15 protein-coding genes and 4 tRNA genes are annotated in these 21,009 nt (G+C 69.8%); all 19 read right to left on the reverse strand.

What is annotated here, in order from left to right:
• Positions 1 to 36: 36 nt before the first annotated feature.
• Entirely contained in the window at positions 37 to 726 is a 690-nt protein-coding gene (locus AC07N1_RS00900; RefSeq protein WP_494670051.1) for an energy transducer TonB family protein, read from the reverse strand.
• A 5-nt stretch (positions 727 to 731) separates the two neighbouring features.
• Entirely contained in the window at positions 732 to 1,145 is a 414-nt protein-coding gene (locus AC07N1_RS00905; protein WP_494670052.1) for an ExbD/TolR family protein, read from the reverse strand.
• A gap of 9 nt (positions 1,146 to 1,154) precedes the next feature.
• Positions 1,155 to 2,873: a DUF2341 domain-containing protein gene (locus AC07N1_RS00910; RefSeq protein WP_494670053.1), complete on the reverse strand. Its 1,719-nt coding sequence runs from the start codon at positions 2,871 to 2,873 to the stop codon at positions 1,155 to 1,157.
• Positions 2,874 to 4,448: a ShlB/FhaC/HecB family hemolysin secretion/activation protein gene (locus AC07N1_RS00915; RefSeq protein ID WP_494670054.1), complete on the reverse strand. Its 1,575-nt coding sequence runs from the start codon at positions 4,446 to 4,448 to the stop codon at positions 2,874 to 2,876.
• Positions 4,449 to 4,845: 397 nt separating this feature from the next.
• A complete protein-coding gene (locus AC07N1_RS00920) occupies positions 4,846 to 5,781 on the reverse strand; it encodes an AraC family transcriptional regulator (protein WP_494670055.1) in 936 nt (311 codons plus the stop codon).
• Between the two features lie 71 nt (positions 5,782 to 5,852).
• Positions 5,853 to 6,836 (reverse strand): FecR family protein, encoded by a 984-nt coding sequence (locus tag AC07N1_RS00925; protein ID WP_494670056.1) that lies wholly within the window; start codon positions 6,834 to 6,836, stop codon positions 5,853 to 5,855.
• A 114-nt stretch (positions 6,837 to 6,950) separates the two neighbouring features.
• On the reverse strand, positions 6,951 to 7,535 hold the full coding sequence (locus AC07N1_RS00930; RefSeq protein ID WP_494670057.1) for an RNA polymerase sigma factor: 585 nt from the start codon (positions 7,533 to 7,535) through the stop codon (positions 6,951 to 6,953).
• Positions 7,532 to 8,173 (reverse strand): cell envelope integrity TolA family protein, encoded by a 642-nt coding sequence (locus tag AC07N1_RS00935; protein ID WP_494670068.1) that lies wholly within the window; start codon positions 8,171 to 8,173, stop codon positions 7,532 to 7,534. The genes AC07N1_RS00930 and AC07N1_RS00935 overlap by 4 nt, the downstream gene beginning before the upstream one ends.
• A 116-nt stretch (positions 8,174 to 8,289) precedes the next feature.
• The gene (locus AC07N1_RS00940) at positions 8,290 to 9,027 is read right to left on the reverse strand and encodes a secretin and TonB N-terminal domain-containing protein (protein WP_494670058.1); all 738 of its coding nucleotides are present in this window, start codon (positions 9,025 to 9,027) and stop codon (positions 8,290 to 8,292) included.
• 224 nt (positions 9,028 to 9,251) lie between these two features.
• On the reverse strand, positions 9,252 to 15,146 hold the full coding sequence (locus tag AC07N1_RS00945; protein WP_494670059.1) for an autotransporter domain-containing protein: 5,895 nt from the start codon (positions 15,144 to 15,146) through the stop codon (positions 9,252 to 9,254).
• 248 nt (positions 15,147 to 15,394) lie between these two features.
• The gene (locus AC07N1_RS00950) at positions 15,395 to 16,318 is read right to left on the reverse strand and encodes an AraC family transcriptional regulator (protein WP_494670060.1); all 924 of its coding nucleotides are present in this window, start codon (positions 16,316 to 16,318) and stop codon (positions 15,395 to 15,397) included.
• A 304-nt stretch (positions 16,319 to 16,622) separates the two neighbouring features.
• A tRNA-Arg gene (locus tag AC07N1_RS00955) sits at positions 16,623 to 16,699 on the reverse strand.
• 28 nt (positions 16,700 to 16,727) lie between these two features.
• Positions 16,728 to 17,033, reverse strand: a complete 306-nt coding sequence (locus AC07N1_RS00960; protein ID WP_494670061.1) for an ETC complex I subunit — start codon at positions 17,031 to 17,033, stop codon at positions 16,728 to 16,730.
• Between the two features lie 26 nt (positions 17,034 to 17,059).
• Positions 17,060 to 17,136, reverse strand: a tRNA-Pro gene (locus tag AC07N1_RS00965).
• Positions 17,137 to 17,254: 118 nt separating this feature from the next.
• Positions 17,255 to 17,737, reverse strand: a complete 483-nt coding sequence (locus AC07N1_RS00970) for a DUF192 domain-containing protein (RefSeq protein ID WP_494670062.1) — start codon at positions 17,735 to 17,737, stop codon at positions 17,255 to 17,257.
• 71 nt (positions 17,738 to 17,808) lie between these two features.
• Complete coding sequence (cspD, locus tag AC07N1_RS00975) at positions 17,809 to 18,405, reverse strand: stationary phase survival cold shock domain protein CspD (RefSeq protein ID WP_494670063.1); 597 nt, start codon at positions 18,403 to 18,405, stop codon at positions 17,809 to 17,811.
• Positions 18,406 to 18,578: 173 nt separating this feature from the next.
• A tRNA-Glu gene (locus AC07N1_RS00980) sits at positions 18,579 to 18,653 on the reverse strand.
• Between the two features lie 57 nt (positions 18,654 to 18,710).
• Positions 18,711 to 18,785 (reverse strand) — tRNA-Glu (locus AC07N1_RS00985).
• 69 nt (positions 18,786 to 18,854) lie between these two features.
• On the reverse strand, positions 18,855 to 20,681 hold the full coding sequence (gene recJ, locus AC07N1_RS00990; protein WP_494670064.1) for a single-stranded-DNA-specific exonuclease RecJ: 1,827 nt from the start codon (positions 20,679 to 20,681) through the stop codon (positions 18,855 to 18,857).
• Between the last annotated feature and the right edge of the window lie 328 nt (positions 20,682 to 21,009).

A 21,009-nucleotide genomic window follows, 5' to 3' on the forward strand; every position in this document is an offset into this window, starting at 1 on the left:
TGGAAGCTTTGGGGGCGAAGGCTCGGACGGCCACGGTCAGGCTCCCGATCTCGCGTTGAGTTCGATGCGCAGGGTCGGAAGACCCGCGGGTGGGCGCTGGGACAGCTGCAGCCCTGTCAGGGCCTCGACCAGACGAGCGTCGCGGCGCGGATCGCCGGTGCTGCTGATCAGCCGCACGCCGATGATCTTGCCCTCGGGCGAGACCTGGACGGCCAGGGCGACGGTGTAGCGACCACGCGACAGGGCCGGATCGGTCTGAGCCGCCTGGCGAATGCTGGCCAGCGCTATGCCGGCATAGGCGGCGAAGCCGTCGCCGCCTCCGGCCTTGCCGCCAATCCGGGTCCCGCCGCCGTCGCCGACGGCCAGGCCGTAGTTGGACGGTCCCGCGCCCTCGCGGGCGCTGAGCGCGTTGTCGCCGGCCGTCGGCTGGGCCTGCGGGGTCGGCGGCGGCGGGGCGTCGGTCGGCTGCTCCAGCGGCGTGGGCTTGGGCTCCGGAGGCTTCTCCTGCGGCTTGACCTCCGGCGGCGGCGGCTGGGGTGGCGGCGGCAGAACCACCCGGGTGGTCTTCATGTCGCTGCGCCGCTGGCTGACGGTCTCGCCGCGCAGCAGGCTCAGGGCCGCCAGGCCCGCCAGGACCACGGCGACGACCAGGACGATCGCCCCGAAGTTCCGCGACGAGCGCCGTCTCGGCGGCGGCGGATCCTCCGCCATGAACGCATAGCTCATGAGCGTCAGGCCCCGCCGCCGGCCGGCGGCCGGGTAGCGGCCATGCCCAGGCTGGCCACCCCGACCTTGGAGCACAGGTCCAGCACCTGCATGATCTGGTCGTACTGCACGGCCCGGTCGCCGCGCAGGATGATCGGGGTGTCGGGCTGGGCGGCGATCACGCCGCGCAGCTGCGTCTCCAGCTCGGTCATCGAGACGGGGACGGCGTCGATCGACACCGTGCCGTCGTTGGCCACCGCGATCACCCGGGCCTTGGGGGCGTCCAGCACCTTGGCCGAGGAGGCGCTGGGCAGGTCGACCTTGACCCCCTGCACCGCCGCCGTGGTCAGCAGGATGAAGATGATCAGCAGCACGAAGGTCAGGTCGACCAGCGGCGTGATGTTGATCTCGTTGTAGGGCTTCTTGCCTTGGACTTGCATGGTCGCCCCCTACTCGCCCGGATAGGCGACAGGGACGTCCTGCCAGGTCTCGGCGATGCGCTTTTCCAGCTCATCCACGAAGATCTGGTTGTCTGCCGAGATCTCCTCCACCCGGCTGAGCAGGTAGTTGTAGCCAAACAGGGCCGGGATCGCGACGGCCAGGCCCGCCACCGTCGCCAGCAGGGCCGCGGCGATGCCGGGCGCGATGGCGTTGATGTTGACCTCGCCGGCCGCGGCCACGCTGGCGAAAGTGATCATCACCCCCAGCACCGTGCCCAGCAGGCCGATGAACGGACCGCCCGAGATGGCGATGGTCAGCAGCACCATCGACTTGTTGAGCTTCTGGCCTTCACGCACCTGGCCAGCGTCCAGGGCCGAGCGGATGGCGGCGATCGACTGGCTGCGCAGGGCGAAGCGGCTGCCCGAGACCCGGGTCTCGGCCAGGCGCAGCTTCAGTTCCTGCTGGCCGATGCGATAGAGCCGGGCCAGGGTCGAGCCCTCGTCGCCGGCCGGCAGGTCGCCCAGGCCGTCATGGCCGGTCGAGCCGCGGGCCGCGCGGCGGTAGGCGTCCAGGAAGTCCTCGTTGGCCCGCGCGGCATGGCCCAGCAGCAGGCCCTTGGAGATCATCACCCAGATCGCCAGGGCCAGCATCACGGCCAGCACGCCGATCACCACCCAGGCGTCGACCGTCAGGGCCTTGAACAGGATCCCGAAATAGTTGTGGCCGCCGCCGTCGGTCTGTTCGGCGGTGTCGAACACCGCCAGGCGCGCCCCCTGCCCTTCGCTGGCCGCGGCCAGCTGGAAGGCCGCCTGCGGCAGGGCCGCGCCCGCGACGCGGAACTCGTCGATCTCGCCCGCCAGGCCGCCGCCCAGAGTGGCCGGACCGGCCGCCAGGGCCCCGGCCACTTCACCGGCCGGCTGGCCGTTGAGGTAGAGGGTGGACTTCTTGCCGTCATTGACCAGGGCCACATGGGCCCAGGTCCCGGCCGGCAGGGCCGCGCCGGCGCTCTTGACGCCGCCGGCTTCGGCGACCAGCGAGCCGCCCTCCGAAGCCAGGGTCAGGCCAGGCAGGGCCAGCAGTTGGCCGTCGGCGGTCGGCTTGACCCAGAAGCTGATGCTGGCGGGGCCGCCGCTGAAGGCTGCTGCCGGGATCGACACGCCGGACGCGCCGTCCAGCTTCAGGCCCTGGCCGATCAGGCCGGCGCTGCGGGTTTCGCCGCCCGTCCCGTCGAGCCCGTTGGCGGTGGCGTCCTTGGGCGCGCCGGCGCCGTCGAAGTGCCAGACCAGCTTGTCGTCCGGGCCGAAGGTCCCGGCCACGTCCTGGCCGGGCTTGGCCTTCTCGTTGCCGTAGTAGGCATAGATCGCCGCCGGCGCGCCGGGCTTGAGGCCCGTCACATCCACCCAGACCAGGGCCTGCTGCTCGGCCGGCGACCACGTCTCGATGTGGAACTTCAGGGGCGTGCGGTCATCGCCCGCCACGAACCGCAGGTCCGAGCCGTCGGCCTTGACGTCATCGAAGTTGAAATTGCCGGTGTGCAGGCGGATCAGCACCGGCGCGCGGGCCACCTCGCCGGTCAGCCCGGCGGCGCCGGCGTTCAGATTGATCTTGGTGCGGTAGGCGTAGTCGGGCTGCCACCAGGCCGCGGCCGGCGTGGCGACGGCGACCAGCGCGGCGGCGGCCAGCAGACCGGCCAGCACGCCCTTGTCGGCAAGCTTGGATCGAAACATCTAGAATTCCCCCCAGATACGGAAGCGAGCGAAAACCGAGCCGGACGTGCTGTCCGAGCTGGAGACGAGCGGCGCGCCGACATCGACGGCGCCGTTGAGGTAGTTGAGCAGCCGCACCTGGGCGCCGGCCCCGGCGCTCATCAGGAAGAAGTCGTTCTTCTGGCCGGCCAGCGGGTCGTGGATGGCGGCGAAGCCCCCGTCCCAGAAGACGTGGAAGCGCAGCTGATCCAGCGGCGCGCCGCCCAGCCGCGACGCCAGGTCCGGCGAGGCGATTTGGGTCTGGATCGCCAGCCCGTAGTCGCCCAGGGCCTCGGACTCGTAGTAGCCTCGGACGGTCGACATGCCCCCCAGCGAGAAGCCCTCGTTGGAGATCAGCGGGCTGGGCGACCATTGGCCGGTCAGCCGCGTGGTGATCTGAAGATCGTGGACCACGTCCTCGGTATGCGAGGCGTCCAGCTTGACGGCGAAGAAGTTGGGCCGGGCCTGGTAGCGCTTGGCGTCGAACGCCCCCCGGCCGGCTCCCAGCCCCCGGAAGCCGAACACCGTCGATAGGGTCAGGTCGCTGCGCCGCCGCTCGGCCGTCCAGTCGCCGCGCCAGGAGGCGGTCATCGGCCAGTACTCGATCGGCGCCGAGGCCCGATCCGCGCCCAGGATCACGTCCTCTGCGAAATCCTTCCAGTCCAGCCCGACGGTCAGCGAGTGATAGAAGCCCTCGCGCGCGCCTAGCGAGCGGATCAGCCGCAGGCCGACCATGTCGCCCTTGCCGATCACGCTGGTGCCGCCGACCACGGCGATGTCGCTGTCGGAATGCACCGCATAGGCCAGCAGCTGCGCGCCCTGGCCCAGCCGGGTCATGGAATTGGCCGACAGCACCGTGCCGTCGTCCGGTCGGCGCGGCGCGGTCTGCACCGAGACCGAAAGGCTGTCGCCCCGGCCCCACAGGTTGTCGTATCGCGCCGAGGCGGAGGCCCGCAGGTCGCTGGTCGCGCCGCTGGAGAAGTTGTTCAGTTCCAGGCCGCCATGAGCCGCCGAGCTCTCCTCGACGGTCAGCACCACGTCCAGCTCGCCCGGCGTCGCACTGGCCCGCAGTTCCGGCGTCACCTTGCGGCTGGGGCTCTGGTTGAGCGCCACGACGTCGCGCTGGAAGGCCGGCAGGTTGGGCGTCTGGCCAGGCTTCAACGACGGGGCAAGAGCCCGCACCGCCTCGGGCTTCCTGGCGCCTTCGACGATCACCTGGTTGATCGCCTGCTGCTGGACCTCCAGCATCAGCACGCCCCGCTCCACCGACTGCTCGGGGATGAACACCGAGACCGCGACGTAGCCCTTGTCCTCGAACGCCTTCTGCAGCGCCGCGCGGGCGCGCTCGACGTCGTCGGCCGTCCGCCCCGGTCCCATGAACGGATACACCGCCCGTTCGACCTGGTCGGTCGTCAGGACGCTGTTGCCCCGGACCTGAAACGCCAGGATGTCGAACCGCGCGGCCGCCTCGGCGGGCGCCGGCGCGTCAGCCTGCGTCTCGGTCAAGGCCCCGGCGAGGGTCCGGGCCGACGCCGCGCCGCCCCATCCCAAGGCCAAGCTCAGCGCCGCGAGACTGGCTGCGCCGCGCCAACGATCCTGTCCGACCATAAAACCCATGCCCCTGCTGTCACGACCGTCGCGGCGCGAAGCCGGAGGCGGGACGGAAACCCGAACTTGGAAAGGCAACCGCGCGACTCGTGCGGTTCAGCCTCCCGATTGACGGCCCGTCCCTTCGCAGGAGAGAAAATGATCATCAAGACAATGATGAAACACAACGACACATTACGCATCAAAAGGCATGTACAATGTCAGTTGTGTGACAGCCTTAATCGGCAAATCATTGGTATTCGGAAATTTGATCTATCAATTTTTCAAGCATAGATAATCGCGCCGACCAACAAGGTCGGAGCTCATGCCAATTCAGAAGAATTGAAACCTTAAAAGGTCTGAAATCTCAGCGAGCGCCGGCTTGCCGGACACCGCGCGCCCGAGTTTCGGTGGGGGCCTCTCGGAAGGCCCTCACATAGGCTCGCGTGAATGAACTGGCGGACCTGAAACCCGTCTCACGCGCCACATCCTGCATCGCCCGAACATCATGTCCGCTGCAGAGCCTCGCCCGCGCGCGCTCAAGGCGCGCGTTCTGGATGAAGACGGAAATGGACACGCCCAGGCAGGCGCGAAAACCGTCGCGCAGGGTTCGGAGGGTCACTCCGGCGGCGGCGGCGATAACGGCCGGATCGATGTCGGCGTCCGCCTCGAGGCGCGCCTGGATATGACGCATCGCCCGGGCGACGGACCCGGCGGGAAGAAGGATCGCGTCGGCCTCGGGTCGCGTCGCCATGAGCCGGGCCAATCCATCGTGGAGACGCCGCCCCAGGTCCAGCCCGTGTTCGGCGATGATGGCTTTGGGACCCTGCACCAGACGCGCGACCTCGTCGACGAGCGCGCCCACGGGCGTGTCGCGCGAGAGGTCGGCGAGCACGACCTGACCCGCGCCGATACGGACCGGCGCTCCCAGGTCTTGCCCAACCAGGATCTGGCACCGCGTCTTGGAAAGCTGAACGACGACGCAGCCCGCCGTCGGCCGCCAGGTGATCGAGAACGGCTCGGCCTTGGCCAGCACCGCCGCCTGACCGGGCGCGATGGCGACCACCGCTCCGTCGGCCAGGAGCCTCACAGGCCGCTCACCGGCGAAGACGACGGCGAGCATGCCGGGCTTCACCACGATCGACGCCGGCGCATGCCCGTCCCGGATCGCGACGTCGACGGCGACGGCGACGTCTCCCAGCGCCAAGCGGCGGAGCGGGGCCTGGAAAGCGGCCACGCCTTGCCGGTCGCCCTCGTCGAGGGGGCGCGAGATCCGATACGTCGAAGCTGGCGTGGCGATCATGCGTGGGGCCTCCAGAACAGGGACCCTGCGACCCGCGCAAACGCGAAGCCGCGATGCGAGATTTTTTCAGGTCAGCTGAGCACCACGATGCCGCCGGGCAGCCGGGTGGCGTGCGCGCCCGTGATCTGCTGGACCTGGATGACGGCCGCATCGACATCGGCGATGTGGAAGATGCCGTTGATCGGGCGGCGGCCGACCGCGGCGTTGGCGATGACCACCTTGCCCCGGCGATAGCGGTTCACCTCCCGGATGACGTCGACCAGCGGCGTCTGGTGGAAGACCATCTGGCCATTGCGCCATGCGACGACCTCGGTCAGGTCGACCATGCCGGGGCGCCCGACACCGGCGTCGGAATAGAGCAGTTGCTGGCGCGCCCGCAGGGGAACGGCGCTTCCGGCATAATCGACCTGGAGGTCGCCCTCCAGGCAGGTGACGCAGGAGCGTTCGCCGTCCAGCCGCACATCGAAACGGGCGTCACGCGCCGTGACCTGGCCGCGTCCCGCGACCAGCCGCAAGGCCTCGGCGCCTCCCAGGCGGGCCAGCACCATGGCGCGCCCGGCCAGCAGTTCGACACGATGGCCGCCGGCGTCGCGATCGACGACAACGCGGGTCTGCGCGTCCAGGTCCAGGGCCAGCCCCGGCGCCAGGGCCACCTGACGCCGCTCGCCCGTGCCGGTTTCGAAGTCCGGAGCCCGCCCGCCGGCGAAATTGAAGGCGCGCCCGACCCCGACCGCCGCGACGGCGGATGCGGCTATGGCGCCGCCGATCAAGGCCCGTCGATGCACCGTCATGCGCGGCTTGAAGGGCGTGACCACGCCCGCCGACCGCCGCTCGTCCGACAGTTCGCGGCTCACCTCGCGCCCCACCTCGCGCAACGCCAGGCCCAGGGCCGAGGCTTCGCGCCACGCCGCGTCATGATCGGCGCTGAGGGCGCGCCACTGCATCAGGGCCACGCGGTCTTCCTGGGTCGCCGAACCGGACCCCAGGCGCACCACCCAGTCGATACCTTCGCGCAGCAAGGGACGCAGCTGCCCGGCTTGATCGGGATCAGTCATGATCGCCCCCCTGGCCAGACATCAATGACGTCCCCTTTCCCGCTTTCCGTCGCCCGTGAATGGACAGCTTCTCCCTATGGACGTTGCGAGCGTCGATAATCCGAAATGGACGGGTCATCGATTCACGAACTCCGCCGCGCAATGCTCGAGCGCGCGCTTGATTTCGATCTGGATGGTCCTGACCGTGACGCCGTGGCGGACCGCCAGCTCAGCATAGGGCGTCTCTTCCACCCAGGCGGCGAGAAAGATGGCCTGAGTGCGCTCCGGCAGACTTTTCAGCGCGACCTTGAGGGCCGCCCATTGCGAGCGCGCGATCGCGACGCGCTCCGGATCGGGGGCCTCATCGGTCGCAATGCGCAATGCCGCGTCGTCCGGACCGGTCTTGCGGTTGTGCTCCAGGGTCCGGCGACTGCTGGCCAGGTTCGAGGCGATGCGGATCAGATAGGCGAAGGGATCGCGCACCGGCTCCAGCTCGCCGCCGCGCTCCAGCTTGACATAGGTGTCGTGCAAGACGTCGTCGGCCAGCTCCGCCGATCCCAGGCGCTGCGCCAGCTTGCGCGCCAGCATGTCGTAGCGCGTCACCAGGACCCGGCGCAGTTCGTCGCGGACCCGATCCGAGGCGCCGGAGGTGCGAGACTCATCCGACATCTCAGTCTGGAGCCCGCTTGCGGGCATGGCGGCGCGCACGGCCAGGATCATCCCGCCGCAAGCTGGGCTCGCGGGGGAATGAAATCCAGGGGCAGAAGGATTTCCATCTCGCCAGGCAAGTCCGCGGGAATGGCCGGCAGGGGCTCGGCCCGTCGGATCGCGCCCAGCGCCGCGGCGTCCAGCACGCTGGACCCTGAACTCTGCTTGACCCACACCGCCATCACGCGGCCGTCGCGGGACATGGCGAATTGAACGCGCGCCACGCCGCGCAGCCGGTCCGCGCGCGCCTCGTCGGGATAGTACCGATACTTCAGCACATGGGCGAACAGCTCGGCTTGATAGCGCGCGCGAGACGCGCCCTCGGCCCGTATCGCTTCGGCCGATCGCACCCGCCCGGACTCCACGGCCACCGCCATCGCGGCCGGTCCGATTTGACCGTTCTGCGGCGCGGCCTCCCGCGACGCCATGGGCGGCGGCGGGCCCGCGCTCGCGATAGAGGCGATCTCGGGATCGATCCTGGCGGGCTCGGTCGAGAAGACCGCGTCCGGCGCTCCCCCGCCGGGCAGGTCGCCGGAGGAGACGAGCGAAATTTCCAGTGGCATGGAGACGGGCGCCGTCGTCGGCCTGGCGTCCCGCGGGAGATCGGCCCGATAGGTGAGCGCGCCGAACAGCGCGCCATGCAACGTCACGGACAAGGCCGCGCCCCAGATCTTCGAAGCGCCTCCGACCCGCAACGCCACGCCCCCAACCAACTTCGAAGAACTCAGCCCGCCTATGGCGCGAGTTTGTGACAGTTGGATGATCGTCAGCGCATCGCGCGCGCCTGGAACCGGAACGAGACGGGCTGGAGCATGCCCGCCGGCGGGGCCTGGCCGGCGTGAACGCCTCGCAGCACATCGACGATCGCGCCGTCAAAGGCCGCGTCGCCCGTCGGCGCCGCCAGCGCCGTCCGCTCGACCGCGCCGTCGGCCGAAAGCCAGACGCGCAGGGTCACCTCGTAGTCGCCCAGGCTGGTGCGGCGGTCGCGACGCAGCGCGTCGAGGATGGCCTCCTGCAGCGCCAAGCCATACGCATTGAAGCGCCGGGAATCCCCGAGCATCGGCGCGGCCTGCACGGACATCACGTCAAGGGCCAGGACCTCGCGCGTCGGCTCGGCGATCGACGACAGGGTTATGGCGCTGGCGCTGGCGTAGCGCGCCCGCAGTCCGGTTCCCTGAAGCAGGATCTCCAGGGCCTGGGCCGCCGCGTATCGCCCCTGAACGGCGGTCGACTGTTTGCCCGCCACGAGGCTGGCGTCATAGAGCACCTGGATATTGGCCGCCCGCCCGTAGGCCACCAGCGCGCGCTCCAGAGGCTGCCTGGGCAACAGGAAAGCGATCGGCGCATCGGCTCGCGCCTCTGGCGCCGGAGCGGCCAGGGCCGGGATCGCGACCACGACAAGCGCCGACGCGACGACAAGGCCTGAAAGGACGGAAATATGTCGACGCATGATCTGCCCGGCGGTCCCGCGCCTTCTACACAGGAACCGCAACAAACGCATCATGGGACCGACTTCAACCCTGGCCGGCTAGAGCGCTGAAATCCCTCACGCCAACTTGTCGTTCAACGACGCACGCCATCCGACCCAAAGCCCCGAACCGGCCTTATCGAGACCCGAGGAGAGTCAGAGCCTCCCTCCAGCCACCAGGCCTTCAACACGGATGTTGACGGCCCGAAGTCGTGCGCAGCGTGAAAACCGCCAGGCGCTCCGATCAGGCCGCCCTTCCATCAGAACCTCCAGCTGATCTGGGCGCGAGCGCCGTGGTCGGTCGAGCGGTCGCCGTAGTCGCCGGAGTAGCTCACGCCCAGCACGGCGGCCCGGCCGAGATCGGCTTCCAGGCCCAGATTGACGGCGAGGCTGTCCTTGTCGATCGGGGCGCCGACGATCCTGAACGACGGCGCGCCGCTGAAGGCCAGGTCGATGGTCGGTGCGCGATCGCCGAACGCATGGCGCAGCGCGGCCGAACCGGCGAGGCGCAGGTGAAGCTCCCCGGCGGCCAGGTCGCTCTTCAGACGCACGCCGACCGAACCATAGGTCAGGTGCTCGTCGCCGCCGCCCTGCAGCGCGGCGGCGCCGCCCTGCTCGCTGACATCAGAGTCGGTCAGCGCGACATAGGCCAGGCCGGCGAACGGCTGCAGCGTCGTGCCGGCCACCTCGCGCTTCAAGGCGACTTCGCCGAAGGCCTGATAGGTGCGGGCCGAATAGTCGCTCGACAGGGTCTCGCCGAACGTTCCGAACGCGACCCGGCGCGAGGCCTCGACCTCGTGCCACGCATAGGCGCCGCCGAGCTGGAACGACACCCCGCCGCGCTCCGCCAGGACATAGCCGCCAAGGTGATAGGTCTCGACGTCGTGTTTGGCGCGCGTGGTCTTCAGGTCGCTGGTGCTGTAGCCCGCGGCGACGCCGGCGCGGATATCCCGGCCAAGCGAGCCGTCGTAGCCCGTCAGCAGCCCCTGGATGTCGCGGTCGTAGCTCTGCGCGTTGCCATCGCCCTTCATGGAGCCCCAGCCGCCGAAGACCTGCCCCCACGCCGAGGTTCCGTCGACGCCGGCCAGGTCGCCCCGCGCCAGGATCGCGTCGCGCACGAAGCGGCTGTCCTGGATCAGCGAGCCGCGCAGGCTGGCATGGTCCGAACCGGCCAGCTGGTCGAAGGCGTCGCGCGCCTGTTCGGCCGAGAGATTGACCACGGCGTCGAAGACCGGGTTGTCCCAGCCCAGGTGCTCGGCGCCCGCCCCCGCCGCGACCTGGTTGGGGGTCACGCCGATGTCGGTGAAGCTGATGTCGTTACGGCGCAGGCGCAGATAGACGTTCGAGCCGTCATAGCTGAGCGAGGGGTCGAGGAAGGCCAGGTTCGAGGTGACGCCGTCGAACTTGCCGCCGGCCGTCAGGCCGCCGTCGGCATGCAGGATCAGGTAGCTGGTCTGGGGCTTGTAGGTTCCCGCGCCCGCCAGGACCTTGACGGTCCCGCCCTGGATCGTGGCCGCGCCGGAGGCGAGGATCTTGTCCGACTGACCCGCCGCGTTCGCCTCGACCTCGAAGACCGAGCCCGGCTTGAAGGTGACGCCGCCGGCGACGGTCAGCGTGCCGATCGAGTTGCCGGGCGCGATCGTGCCCGACACGACGGTGGTCCCCACCGTGCCCACGCCTTGCAGGCGGGCGCCGGACCAGACGTCCAGCGTTCCGCCGAGCAGCCCGTTCACCGCCAGCGTGCCCCGCTCGACCGTGGTCGAACCGGTGAAGCCGCTGGAGGCGCCGGTCAGTTCGATCTTGCCCGCGCCGACCTGGCGAAGGGCGCCTGCGCCGCTGATGGCGCCGGCGAAGGTCAGGCTGTCGGACCGGTCGAACACCAGCGCGCCGTTGGCGACGACGTCGCCGGCGATCGAGCCGGTCGTGCCGCCGGCGCCGAGCTTCAGCTGCGCGCCAGAGACGATGGTCGTGCCGCCGGCATAGGTGTTGTTGGCGGTGAAGGTGACGCCGCCATCCAGGATGCGCACCGCGCCCGAACCCGAGATCAGCCCGCCGAAGGTGATGGCGTCCGAGCGGTCGAAAGCCAGCACGCCGCTGTTGGCGACGTCGCCGACGATCGAACCGGAAGTCCCGCCATCACCGATCTGGAACGTACCCGCCTGGATGGAGGTGCCGCCGGCATAGGTGTTGGTCCCGGTCAGGACCAGCGTGCCGGCCTCGGTCTTGACGACCTTGCCCACGCCGGTGATCGCCGCGCCGATCTTGGCGATGTCGGCCAGCACACGGATCTCGCTGCCCGTCGCGACAGTGGTCAGCTGGCCGCTCCCGTTCAGTTCATAGCCTTCGTCGACGAATTGCAGGCCCAGGAAGCTCTGCGCGCCCTGCACCGTGATCTCGCCGCCAGCGAAGGCGCCGGCGTCCTTGAAGACGGCGTAGTTGCCCGCCCAGCTCGCCGGCGTATTGCCGCCCTGGTTCAGCCATTGGGTGCTGGCGGCGCTCCAGACGCCGTCGCCGCCCTGCCAGTGCTGCAGGGTGTCGTCGCCGGGAATGAGCGTGCTGCTGATGAGCAGGTCGACCCGCCCGCCGCCCGCCTGCAGCGTGTAGTCCACATTGCTCAGCGACAGAGTGGAGTTGATCGTCGCCGTATTGGCGGTCAGGGCGCCGCCGTAGGTGATGAGGCGATAGTATCCCAGGCCCGCCGCCATGGCGGGGCTCTGCGAGAGATTGACCACGCCGTTCAGCGCCAGGTCGCCGCTGACGACCAGACGGTCGCTGACTCCGGGCGAGGCCGACGATGCGCCCGGCGCGACCAACTCGATGTCCAGGTTCGAGCCGGACGCCAGGGTCAGGTCACCCGCGATCGATAGGGTTGCGACAGATCCGATAGATCCGTCGGAGCCGGGAGCCAGATGGCCGCCGCTCTGGATGATGGTGTCGCCTACGGCGCCCTTGCCGCCCAGCGTCGCACCGGAAGCGACGGTGACCGTCGAACCGGCCAGGGAGCCATTGACCGTCAGGGTTCCCGCCTCGACGGACGTCGCACCGGTGAACGCCGAAGAGTCGCTAGTCAGGACCAGCTTGCCCGAACCGACCTGGCGGACCACGCCCGAGCCGCTGATCAGGCCGTCGAAGTTGAAGCTGTCGGAGCGGTCGAACAGCAAGGCGCCGTTGACGACGGCGTCGCCGATCAAGCCGCTCGCGCCGCCGGCGCCTAGGTTCAGCTGCGCGCCCGAGGCGATGGTCGTGCCACCGGCATAGATGTTGTCGGCGGTGAAGGTCACGCCGCCGTCCAGGATGCGCACCGCGCCCGAGCCGGAGATCCGACCAGCGAAGGTGATGGCGTCGGAACGGTTGAAGACCAGCACGCCGCGGTTGCCGACATTGCCGACGATCGAGCCCGAAGTCCCGCCGTCGCCGATCTGCAGCGTGCCCGCATCGATCAACGTCCCGCCGGTATAGGTGTTGGCGCCCGTCAGGATCAGCGTGCCCGCCTGGGTCTTGGTGACGAGGCCCGCGCCGGTGATCGCCGCGCCGATCTTGGCGACGTCGGCCAGGACGCGGATCTCGCTGCCCGTCGCGACGGTGGCCAACTGGCCGGTTCCGGTCAGCTCATAGCCCTCATCGACGAACTGCAGGCCGATGAAGCTCTGCGCGCCGTCCACCGTGACCGTGCCGCCCGTGAAGGCGCCGGCGTCCTTGAAGATCGCGTACTTGCTCGCCCAGGCCGCCGGGGCGTTGCCGCCGTCGTTCAGCCATTGCGTGCTCGTCGCGCTCCAGACGCCGTCGCCGCCCTGCCAGTGCTGCAAAGTGTTATCGCCGGGAATGAGGGCGTTGCTGATGTACAGGTCGACCCGGCCGCTGCCGGCCTGCAGCGCGTAGTTCACGTTGCTCAGCGACAGCGTGGAGTTGATCGTCGCGGTATTGGCGGTCAGGGCCCCGCCATAGGTGATCAGGCGATAGTAGCCGATGCTGGCGACGCCGTCGGCCGAGGCGGCGCTCTGCGAGAGATTGACCACGCCGTTCAGCGCCAGGTCGCCGCTGACGACCAGGCGGTCGCTGACGCCGGGCGAGGCCGAAGACGCGCCCGGCGCGCCCAGCTCGATGTCGAGATTGGAGCCGGAGGCCAGGGTCAGGTCGCCGGCGATCGACAGCGTTCCAACGGAGTTGCCGGCCGCCAGATGGCCGCCGCTCTGGACCAGGGTCTCGCCCACCGTGCCCGTGCCGCCCAGCGTCGCGCCGGAGGCGATGGTGACCGTCGAACCTGCCAGGGAGCCGTTGACTGACAGGATCCCGGCGCCGACCGTGGTGGCGCCGGTGAAGGTCGAAGAGTCTTCGGTCAGGACCAACCTGCCCGAGCCGGCCTTGCGGAACTCGCCGGCGCCCGAGAGCACGAAGCCATAGGTTCCGTCCGTGCTCTGATCGAGGGTCAGAAACGCGCCGGCGTCGATCGTCGCATCGTTGCCGAACAGACCGGCCTGGGCGATCACCCCGCCGCCCGAGATCGTCCAGTTCGAGGCGGACTCGCCGGTCAGCGTCAGGATTCCGGCGCCCGTCTTGGTCACCGCGCCGCCGCTGGACATCTGGCCGCGGTAGACCCCGTCGAACGCCTGGTCGAAGACGACGCCCCGGCTGCCGGCGCCGTTGCCGAAGACCACGCTGCCGGCCAGGCTGTTGCTGTCGCCCTTCAACACGCCTTCCAGCAGCGACCAGGTCTGGTCGCCCGTACCCGTGAGGGTCCAGGTGCTGGCGCCCAGCTTCTCGAAGGTGTCGAAGCCCATGTAGCCGTAGCCGTCATAGGACCCGTCCGACCCGATATGCGTGGCGTCGAACGTGTCGTCGTCGGCGCCGCCCAGGGCCAGCACGTTGTTGGAGCCGCCGCCGGTCACCGCCACGATGTCACGGATCCACGAGCCGGCGTGAAGCTCCAGGCGGTTGTCGCTGCCGAACAGTTCGATCGCATAGGCGCGCTGGGAGCTTACGCTGACGCCGCCGATGATCGTGCCCGAATTGATGATGGTGGTGGAGCCGGTGCTGGCGCCGACCACGCCCCTGCCGCCGGCGCCCCGCCGGATCGCGTTGGAGGCCGCGCCGCCCGCTCCGCCCTGGATCGTTCCGGCGTTGACCAGCAGCCCCGGCTGGCCGCCGGTGAAGACGATGCCCGCCCCGCCGGCGCCGGAATACATCCCGCTGAAGTTGCCGTTCCCTTGCCCGCCGACGCCGCCGGCGATGACGCCGGTCGCGCTGTTCTCGATCGTGCCGCCCCAGGCAATCACGCCGATGCCGGCCGCCCCGCCGTTCGAGTAGCCGTAGCCGCCCTCGCCGCCGGTGATCGTCCCCGCGTTGACGATGGTTCCAAGATTGCTGAGCACGCCGGCCGCGCCGGCCCCGCCCCAACTGGCGAAAGTGCCCCCGGCCCCGCCTGTGATCGTGCCGCTTTGGACGTTCAGCGAACCGCCGTTGTAGAGGAAGAGGCCCGCGCCGCCGTTGCCGAGCGAGCTGCCCGCGCCGCCCGTGATGGCGCTGGCCGCACCGCCCGCGCCGCCGTCCACGGTCACCGAGCCGCCGTTCAGCAGCACCAGCCCGACGCCGCCGCCGCCACCGCCGCCGCCGCCGCCAGCGTTGCCCTCGCCGCCGTCGCCCCCCGTGATGTCATAGCCCGCGGTCGACAGCCGCACGTTCGAGCCCGTCAGCACGAGCCCGCCGCCGCCGCCGCCGCCGGCCGCATTGGCGCCGCCGTTGGCGCCGTCCGTCCCGGCGAAGTCGACGACCAGCGAGATGGTTCCGGTCGAGGCGACCTGCCAGCCCAGGCCGCCGTCGCCGCCAAGGCCGGTGGAACCGCCGCCGCCGCCGCCGGCCGAGAGGTCGTTCAGCGCCCCGGGCTGCCCTCCGGCCTGGCTGCCGTTGGCCCCGGCCTCGGCCGAGCCGGTCGGCGTGGCGGCCGCCGCCCCGCCATAGCTTCCAGAGCCGGAGGCGCCGCCGGCGCCGCCGGCGATGCCGCCCTGGGGCGTGAAGGAGCCGAAGCCGGCGCCATCGCCGCCGCCCCGGGTGATCTGCCGGGCCTGGGCCATCGGGGCGCCGAGGCCGACCGCCAGCGCGAGCACCGTGAGCGAGACCGAGTTGCGGATGGCCCGCGCTTTGTTGATCGACTGCCGCACTTTGACACCTGCCAGGCCCGTCTTGGCGAGCCGTTCTTGAACCGCAGGGACGTCAGATCGCGTCACGCGACGCGCTGGCTTGGGCCGGGCCCGATCCCCCTGAAAGGCACGCGCAGACAGGGATCGACGACGGCGCCTTCAGGCGCGCCGCCTCGACGATCTGCAAAACGCGTGTTTCTCCGTCCCTGCCAGCGGGGCGTGCGCCGGCCTATGCGATCCCGGCATGAACGGTGGAGTTTGGAGAAAGGTCAGTGCGCGTTGCGGCGCAGGGTGTCCGAAGGACGCTCGCCGAAGCGAAGGCGGTAGGCCTGGGCGAAGCGGCCGAGCTCCCAAAAGCCGTGGTCCATGGCGACATTGGTCACCAGGGTGGTGGCGGGATCGGACGCCCGCAGCCGCGCGTGGACGAGGTCCAGCCGGCGATTGCGGGCGTAGCGCACCGCGCTTTCTCCCAGGAATTCCTGGCAGGCCAGGTTGAGCGTCCGCTCGGCCGCGCCCACGACCCTGCAGATGTCGCCCAGCGAAAGCATCTCTTCCGGGCGTTCGTCCAGCGCGCGCTCGAAGCGGGCGACGATCTGGCGATGGCGGCCAAGCGCGGCCCTGTCCGGCTTTACCAGTCCCTGGGCGAGGCAGGCCATCAGCTTGTCCACGACCGCGCCCGCCAGGGCCTTGGACGGCTGCGGCTCCGCCAGGACTTCGGGCGTGCTCTGGATGACGCCCGAAATGTCGCTCATCAGCCCGATGAGTTCGTTCATCGCCGCCGGCGGCGCGACGAACATGCGATCATCGTCCAGCGGCGCCGCATGGCCCGCGCCCATCAGATTGGGCGCGTGCTCGGTCAGCCGCTCGAACGGCATGGTCACGATGCCGAAGGCCCACGGCATGTCGGGAGGCGACCCCGTGACGGTCCGCTCGTTGGGGCGGAAATGGAAGATGTGCCGACCGAACAGCTTGCGCCCGGAGACGCGCCGCATGATCCCCGGCTCGGTGGCGAACATGAAGGTGTGGACGCCGGGAATGGCCGCGGTCTGGGCGATGCCCTGGGCGAAACGGCCCATGCCCAGGTTCAGCCCGCCGAAGCTCGCCCGCGCCAGCATGCCGTCGAAGCGCCCGCTCGTCCGTTCCAGCGGAAGCGGCTTGGCGCCCGAATTGATGTCGCCGATCGCCAGAGCCATCGTCTCGGCGTCCGTGAATCTGGCGAAGGCGCTGGAGGCCGAAGGGTTGCTGGACGGATCAGGCGTCATCTTGATGCGGAGAGGTCGCGAACTGTGTCGACTTGGCGACAATCGCCCACCGGTATGCCAAGATTTCTCAAAGGACAACCGGAGCCCGCTGAAACGGAGACCGGCCTGATCCCCTCGCCGGCCCGCGCCATTCGGCCCAAGTGGGCCAGTAAGACCAGGGGCGACCGGCGCAGCAATCCAGACCGCCGCGCCATGTCGACGCGCCGATCTTCCCGAAGCCCTGAAATTTCGACGTTGGCGCGCCCTGCAGGACTTGAACCTGCGACCGTTCGCTTAGAAGGCGAATGCTCTATCCAGCTGAGCTAAGGGCGCGCGTTGGCCGGCTTAGCCCGGGAGGCCCTCAGTGGGTCCAGGGCTGCTTGCGGTTGGTCGCGAAGTTGTCGGCGTAGGCCTTGATGATCCGCTTGGGAACCGTGGGTTCGAAGAGCTGGAACGAAATCTCGTGACGCTGGGCGTAGGCGATGGCTTCGTCGCGGGTCTCGAAGGTCAGGCGGACCTGGCCGTTCATGTCGCTCGACTGGGTCCAGCCCATCAGCGGGTCGGGCTTGCGGGCCGAGGTCGGTTCGAACTCGAGCACCCAATCCTTGGTCTTGGCCCTGCCCGACTGCATGGCGTTCTTGGCGGGACGATAGATGCGGGCGAGCATGGACCTCTCCAAACGGCTCCAGCTGATGGTCGGAGCGGCAGGATTCGAACCTGCGACCCTCTGCTCCCAAAACAGATGCGCTACCAGGCTGCGCTACGCTCCGGACACCAGCAAGGGGTTGCCTTGTAAGCGATTTCCGATTCTACGCAACAGGACAAAACGAGCGCACGAGACTTTGTGGGCAGTCTCATGTGGGGCGCGCCCGGCCCGAGGCCAAGTCCTCAGCCTTTCGGGAAGATGCGGTGGCGCACGCGGTCGCCCGGCAGGACGCCGAGCTGGCCCGCGCGGCCGCCGGCGATCTCCAGCACGCCCAGGATCGGCCCGCCCGAGGGCAGCGGGGTTTCGTCATGCGGCCGGGCGTTGCGGACCATCGAGAGGATCCGCCCGTCGGCGCCGATATAGAGGATGTCGAGCGGGATCAGGGTGTTCTTCATCCAGAAGGCGGCCCGCTGCGGCCGCTTGTAGACGAAGAGCATGCCCCGGTCGGGCGCCAGGCTCTTGCGGAACATCAGGCCGCGCTTCTGCTCGGCCTGCGTCGTCGCGATCTCGACCTGGAAGCGGGCGACGCCGCGACCGGTGACGATCTCCAGTGGCTCCAGGCGCGGGGCCGCGGCCAGGGCCGGTGCGGCGAGGGCCAGGGCCGGCAGGCCGCCGGCCAGCAGCCGCAGGGCGTCGCGACGCCGCAGATCGTCGAGAAGGGCCAAGAGCGCCTCGCTGGAGCCGTGGAACGGGCGACGAGCCTAGACGCCGCTCGCCCGCTGGAAAACCCGCCGCCTCAGGCCGCCGTGATCTCGGCGACGACCAGGCCCTTGGGACCCTGGGCGAAGCGGACCATGACGTCGTCGCCCGGCTGGAGGTCTTCGAGGCCGCCGCGACGCAGGGTCTCGATGTGCACGAAGATGTCGCCCGGGGCCTCGTCGCGGACCACGAAGCCGTAGCCCTTGGTGCGGTTGAACCATTTGACCTTGGCCCGCTCGGGCGGACCGACGGCTTCGAGGGACTGGCGGGCCGCGCCGCCGCCGAAGCCGCTGCGCAGGCCGTCGCGACGGGGCGCGGACTCGTCGAAGGTGCGCCGGGGGCGCTCCAGCGGCGGCGGGGCCGAGGTCTCGTCGAGATCGACGACCTCGCTGACCTGCCAGCCCTTGGGACGCTTGACCACGTCGCAGACGATGACGGCGCCTTCCAGCGCCGACTCGCGGCCGCAGTTGCGCAGCGAGGTGACGTGAAGCAGGACGTCCTTCAGGCCCGTCTGGCCCGGATCGTCAGGAACGATGAAGCCGTAGCCCTTTCCGACGTCGAACCATTTCACGCGGCCGCTGATGCGTACGAGATCCTCGTGCGCCGCCGATGCATCCAAGTCGTAACCAGACATTCCGCCCCTCTGGCTCGCCCAAACAGCCCAAAGGAGCGAGCGCCACAAGAATAACACTGTTCTCGCGGAGGGAGAGCCGTCAATGGCCAAATGATATGAAGAGCGCGCAATACGAAAGGCGCGACGTTTAGTCGCGCCCTCTGTGTCGTCTGGGAAATTTTGAACGCTGCGGTTGGTAGTCCCTAGGGGAGTCGAACCCCTCTCTCCAGAATGAAAATCTGGCGTCCTAACCGATAGACGAAGGGACCACTATGCTTCGAGGAAGCAGGTAATCCGCAGCAGTTCAAAAGTACAGCCCTCGCGGCTGGTAGTCCCTAGGGGAGTCGAACCCCTCTCTCCAGAATGAAAATCTGGCGTCCTAACCGATAGACGAAGGGACCATCTCGCCGCGAGGAGCCGGGGATATACAAAGGCTCCCCGGAGAGCGCAAGCGGTCAGATGCGTTTTTTTTATTCCGTCCACATCCGGGGATCGGCGGCGTCCTCGATCTCCAGCTGGACCCCTTCCCGGCCCATGTAATCATCGGGTTTTAGGCGGCCGACGACGTGCAGCGCCCCGCCCCCGGCCAGCAGCCGACGGCCAAGATCGGTCTCGGCCGAGCGCCAGGAGACGGCCTTGATGCGGTCGCCGGAAGGCCCGACGAGGTCGACTCGCACGTGGCCGCCGCGCAGGGCCATGACCCGTTCGGGCCGCACGCCGGTCAGGGCGAACAGCGGCTCGACATTGCCCGGACCGAACGGGGCCATCTGCTGGAACTCGGTCCAGAGGGCGCGATTGGCGGCGCGGGGCTGCACCAGGGCGTCGATCTCGACCGCCTCGGGGCCGACTTCGGCCATCTCGCCGGCCAGGGCCTCTTCCAGGAAGGCGCGCAGCTCGGGAATCGAATCGGGACGCACGGTCAGGCCCGCCGCCATGGCGTGCCCGCCGCCGGCCATCAGGATCCCGGCCTCGAAGGCGGCCTGCACGGCCCGGCCAAGGTTCACCCCCGGCTGCGAGCGGCCCGAGCCCTTGGCGACTCCCGCCGCCCTGTCGATGCCGATGACGATGGTCGGCTTGCGGTAGCGCTCGCGCAGGCGGCTGGCGACGATGCCGACCACGCCGGGGTGCCAGTCCTCGCCGGCCACGACGATGACCGGGGCGTCGGGATTGAAGTTGCTGCCGCGCTCGAGAATCGCCGCGGCCTCCTCGACCACGGCCGCCTCGACGGCCTTGCGCTCGGTGTTGAGTTCGTCGAGCTCTTCAGCCAGGGCCTGGGCCTCCAGCGGATCGTCGGTCGACAGCAGGCGCGCGCCGAGATCCGAGCGGCCGATGCGGCCGCCGGCGTTGATCCGCGGCCCCAGGATGAAGCCGGCGTGGAAAACGCTGGCGGCGCCCTGCCCCTTGGCCACCTCCAGCAGGGCCTTGAGGCCCGGATTGGCCCAGCTGGACATCACCCGCAGGCCCGTGGCCGTCAGCGAGCGGTTGAAGCCGACCAGCTGGGTGACGTCGCAGACCTCGCCCAGGGCGGTCAGGTCGAGCCACTGGCGCAGGTCGGGTTCGGGCTGGTCCTCGCTGAACAGGCCGCGCTTGCGGGCCTCGCGGTTGAGAGCGACCAGCAAGATGAAGGTGACGCCGGCGGCGGCCAGCACGCCCTGCCCGCTCTGGCAGCCCGGACGGTTGGGATTGACCACGGCGGCGGCGGCCGGCGGATCCTCGCGCATCAGGTGGTGGTCGATGACCACGACCTCGAGGCCGATCGTGGCGGCGCTGGCGATGGCGTCGTAGGCGGCCGCGCCGCAGTCGAGGGTGACGACCAGCTCGGCGCCCGACTCGCGGATGGTCTTGAAGGCGGCGGGGCTGGGGCCGTAGCCCTCCTTCAGGCGGTCGGGAATGTAGATCGGCAACTCGACGCCCATGTGCCGGAACCAGCGCACCAGCTGGGCGGCGCTGGTGGCCCCGTCGACGTCGTAGTCGGCGAACACCATGGTCGGCCGGCCCTGCACCAGGGCGTCGATCAGGATCTCGGCGGCCCGGTCCATGTCGGTGAAGCTGGACGGGTCGGGGAACAGCGACTTCAGGGTCGGCTGCAGGTAGTCGCGGGCGCCGGCCTGGTCGATCCCCCGCGCAGCCAAGGCCCGGGCCAGGGGCTCGGACAGGCCGTGCAGGCGGGAAAGGTCGCGGACGATCGCGGGATCGGCGGCGCGCTCGCGCCAGGCGCGGCCCGACAGCGAGCGCGTCACGCCCAGGAAGGCGGTGTCGGCGTCGGCGGCGACGGGAACGGCATGACCGTCGGCCATGGGCTAAACCAGCCTGAAATCAGCGTCTTGGGGCATGGGACCAGCCTAGCCGGTTTGGGGGATTCGATCCATTGCACGCCGGTGCGGCGGAAGCGGACGTGGACCTTCAGGAACCTCCCCCTGTGGGGGAGGTGATCGCGTAGCGATCGGTGGGGGGTGTTCTTGGGACGACGGCCGCCCCCTCGGAAGCTGAAAACGTCCCCCCACCGGCCTTCGGCCGCCTCCCCCATAAGGGGAGGTTCCGCTGCGCAGACCCCCTCCGGCCCTCCGGGCCACCTCCCCCAGAGGGGGAGGATCTTGGCCGAGGCATCGCCAGAAAGATGCTCCC

This window comes from Caulobacter sp. GW821-FHT09B11 (assembly GCF_059418205.1).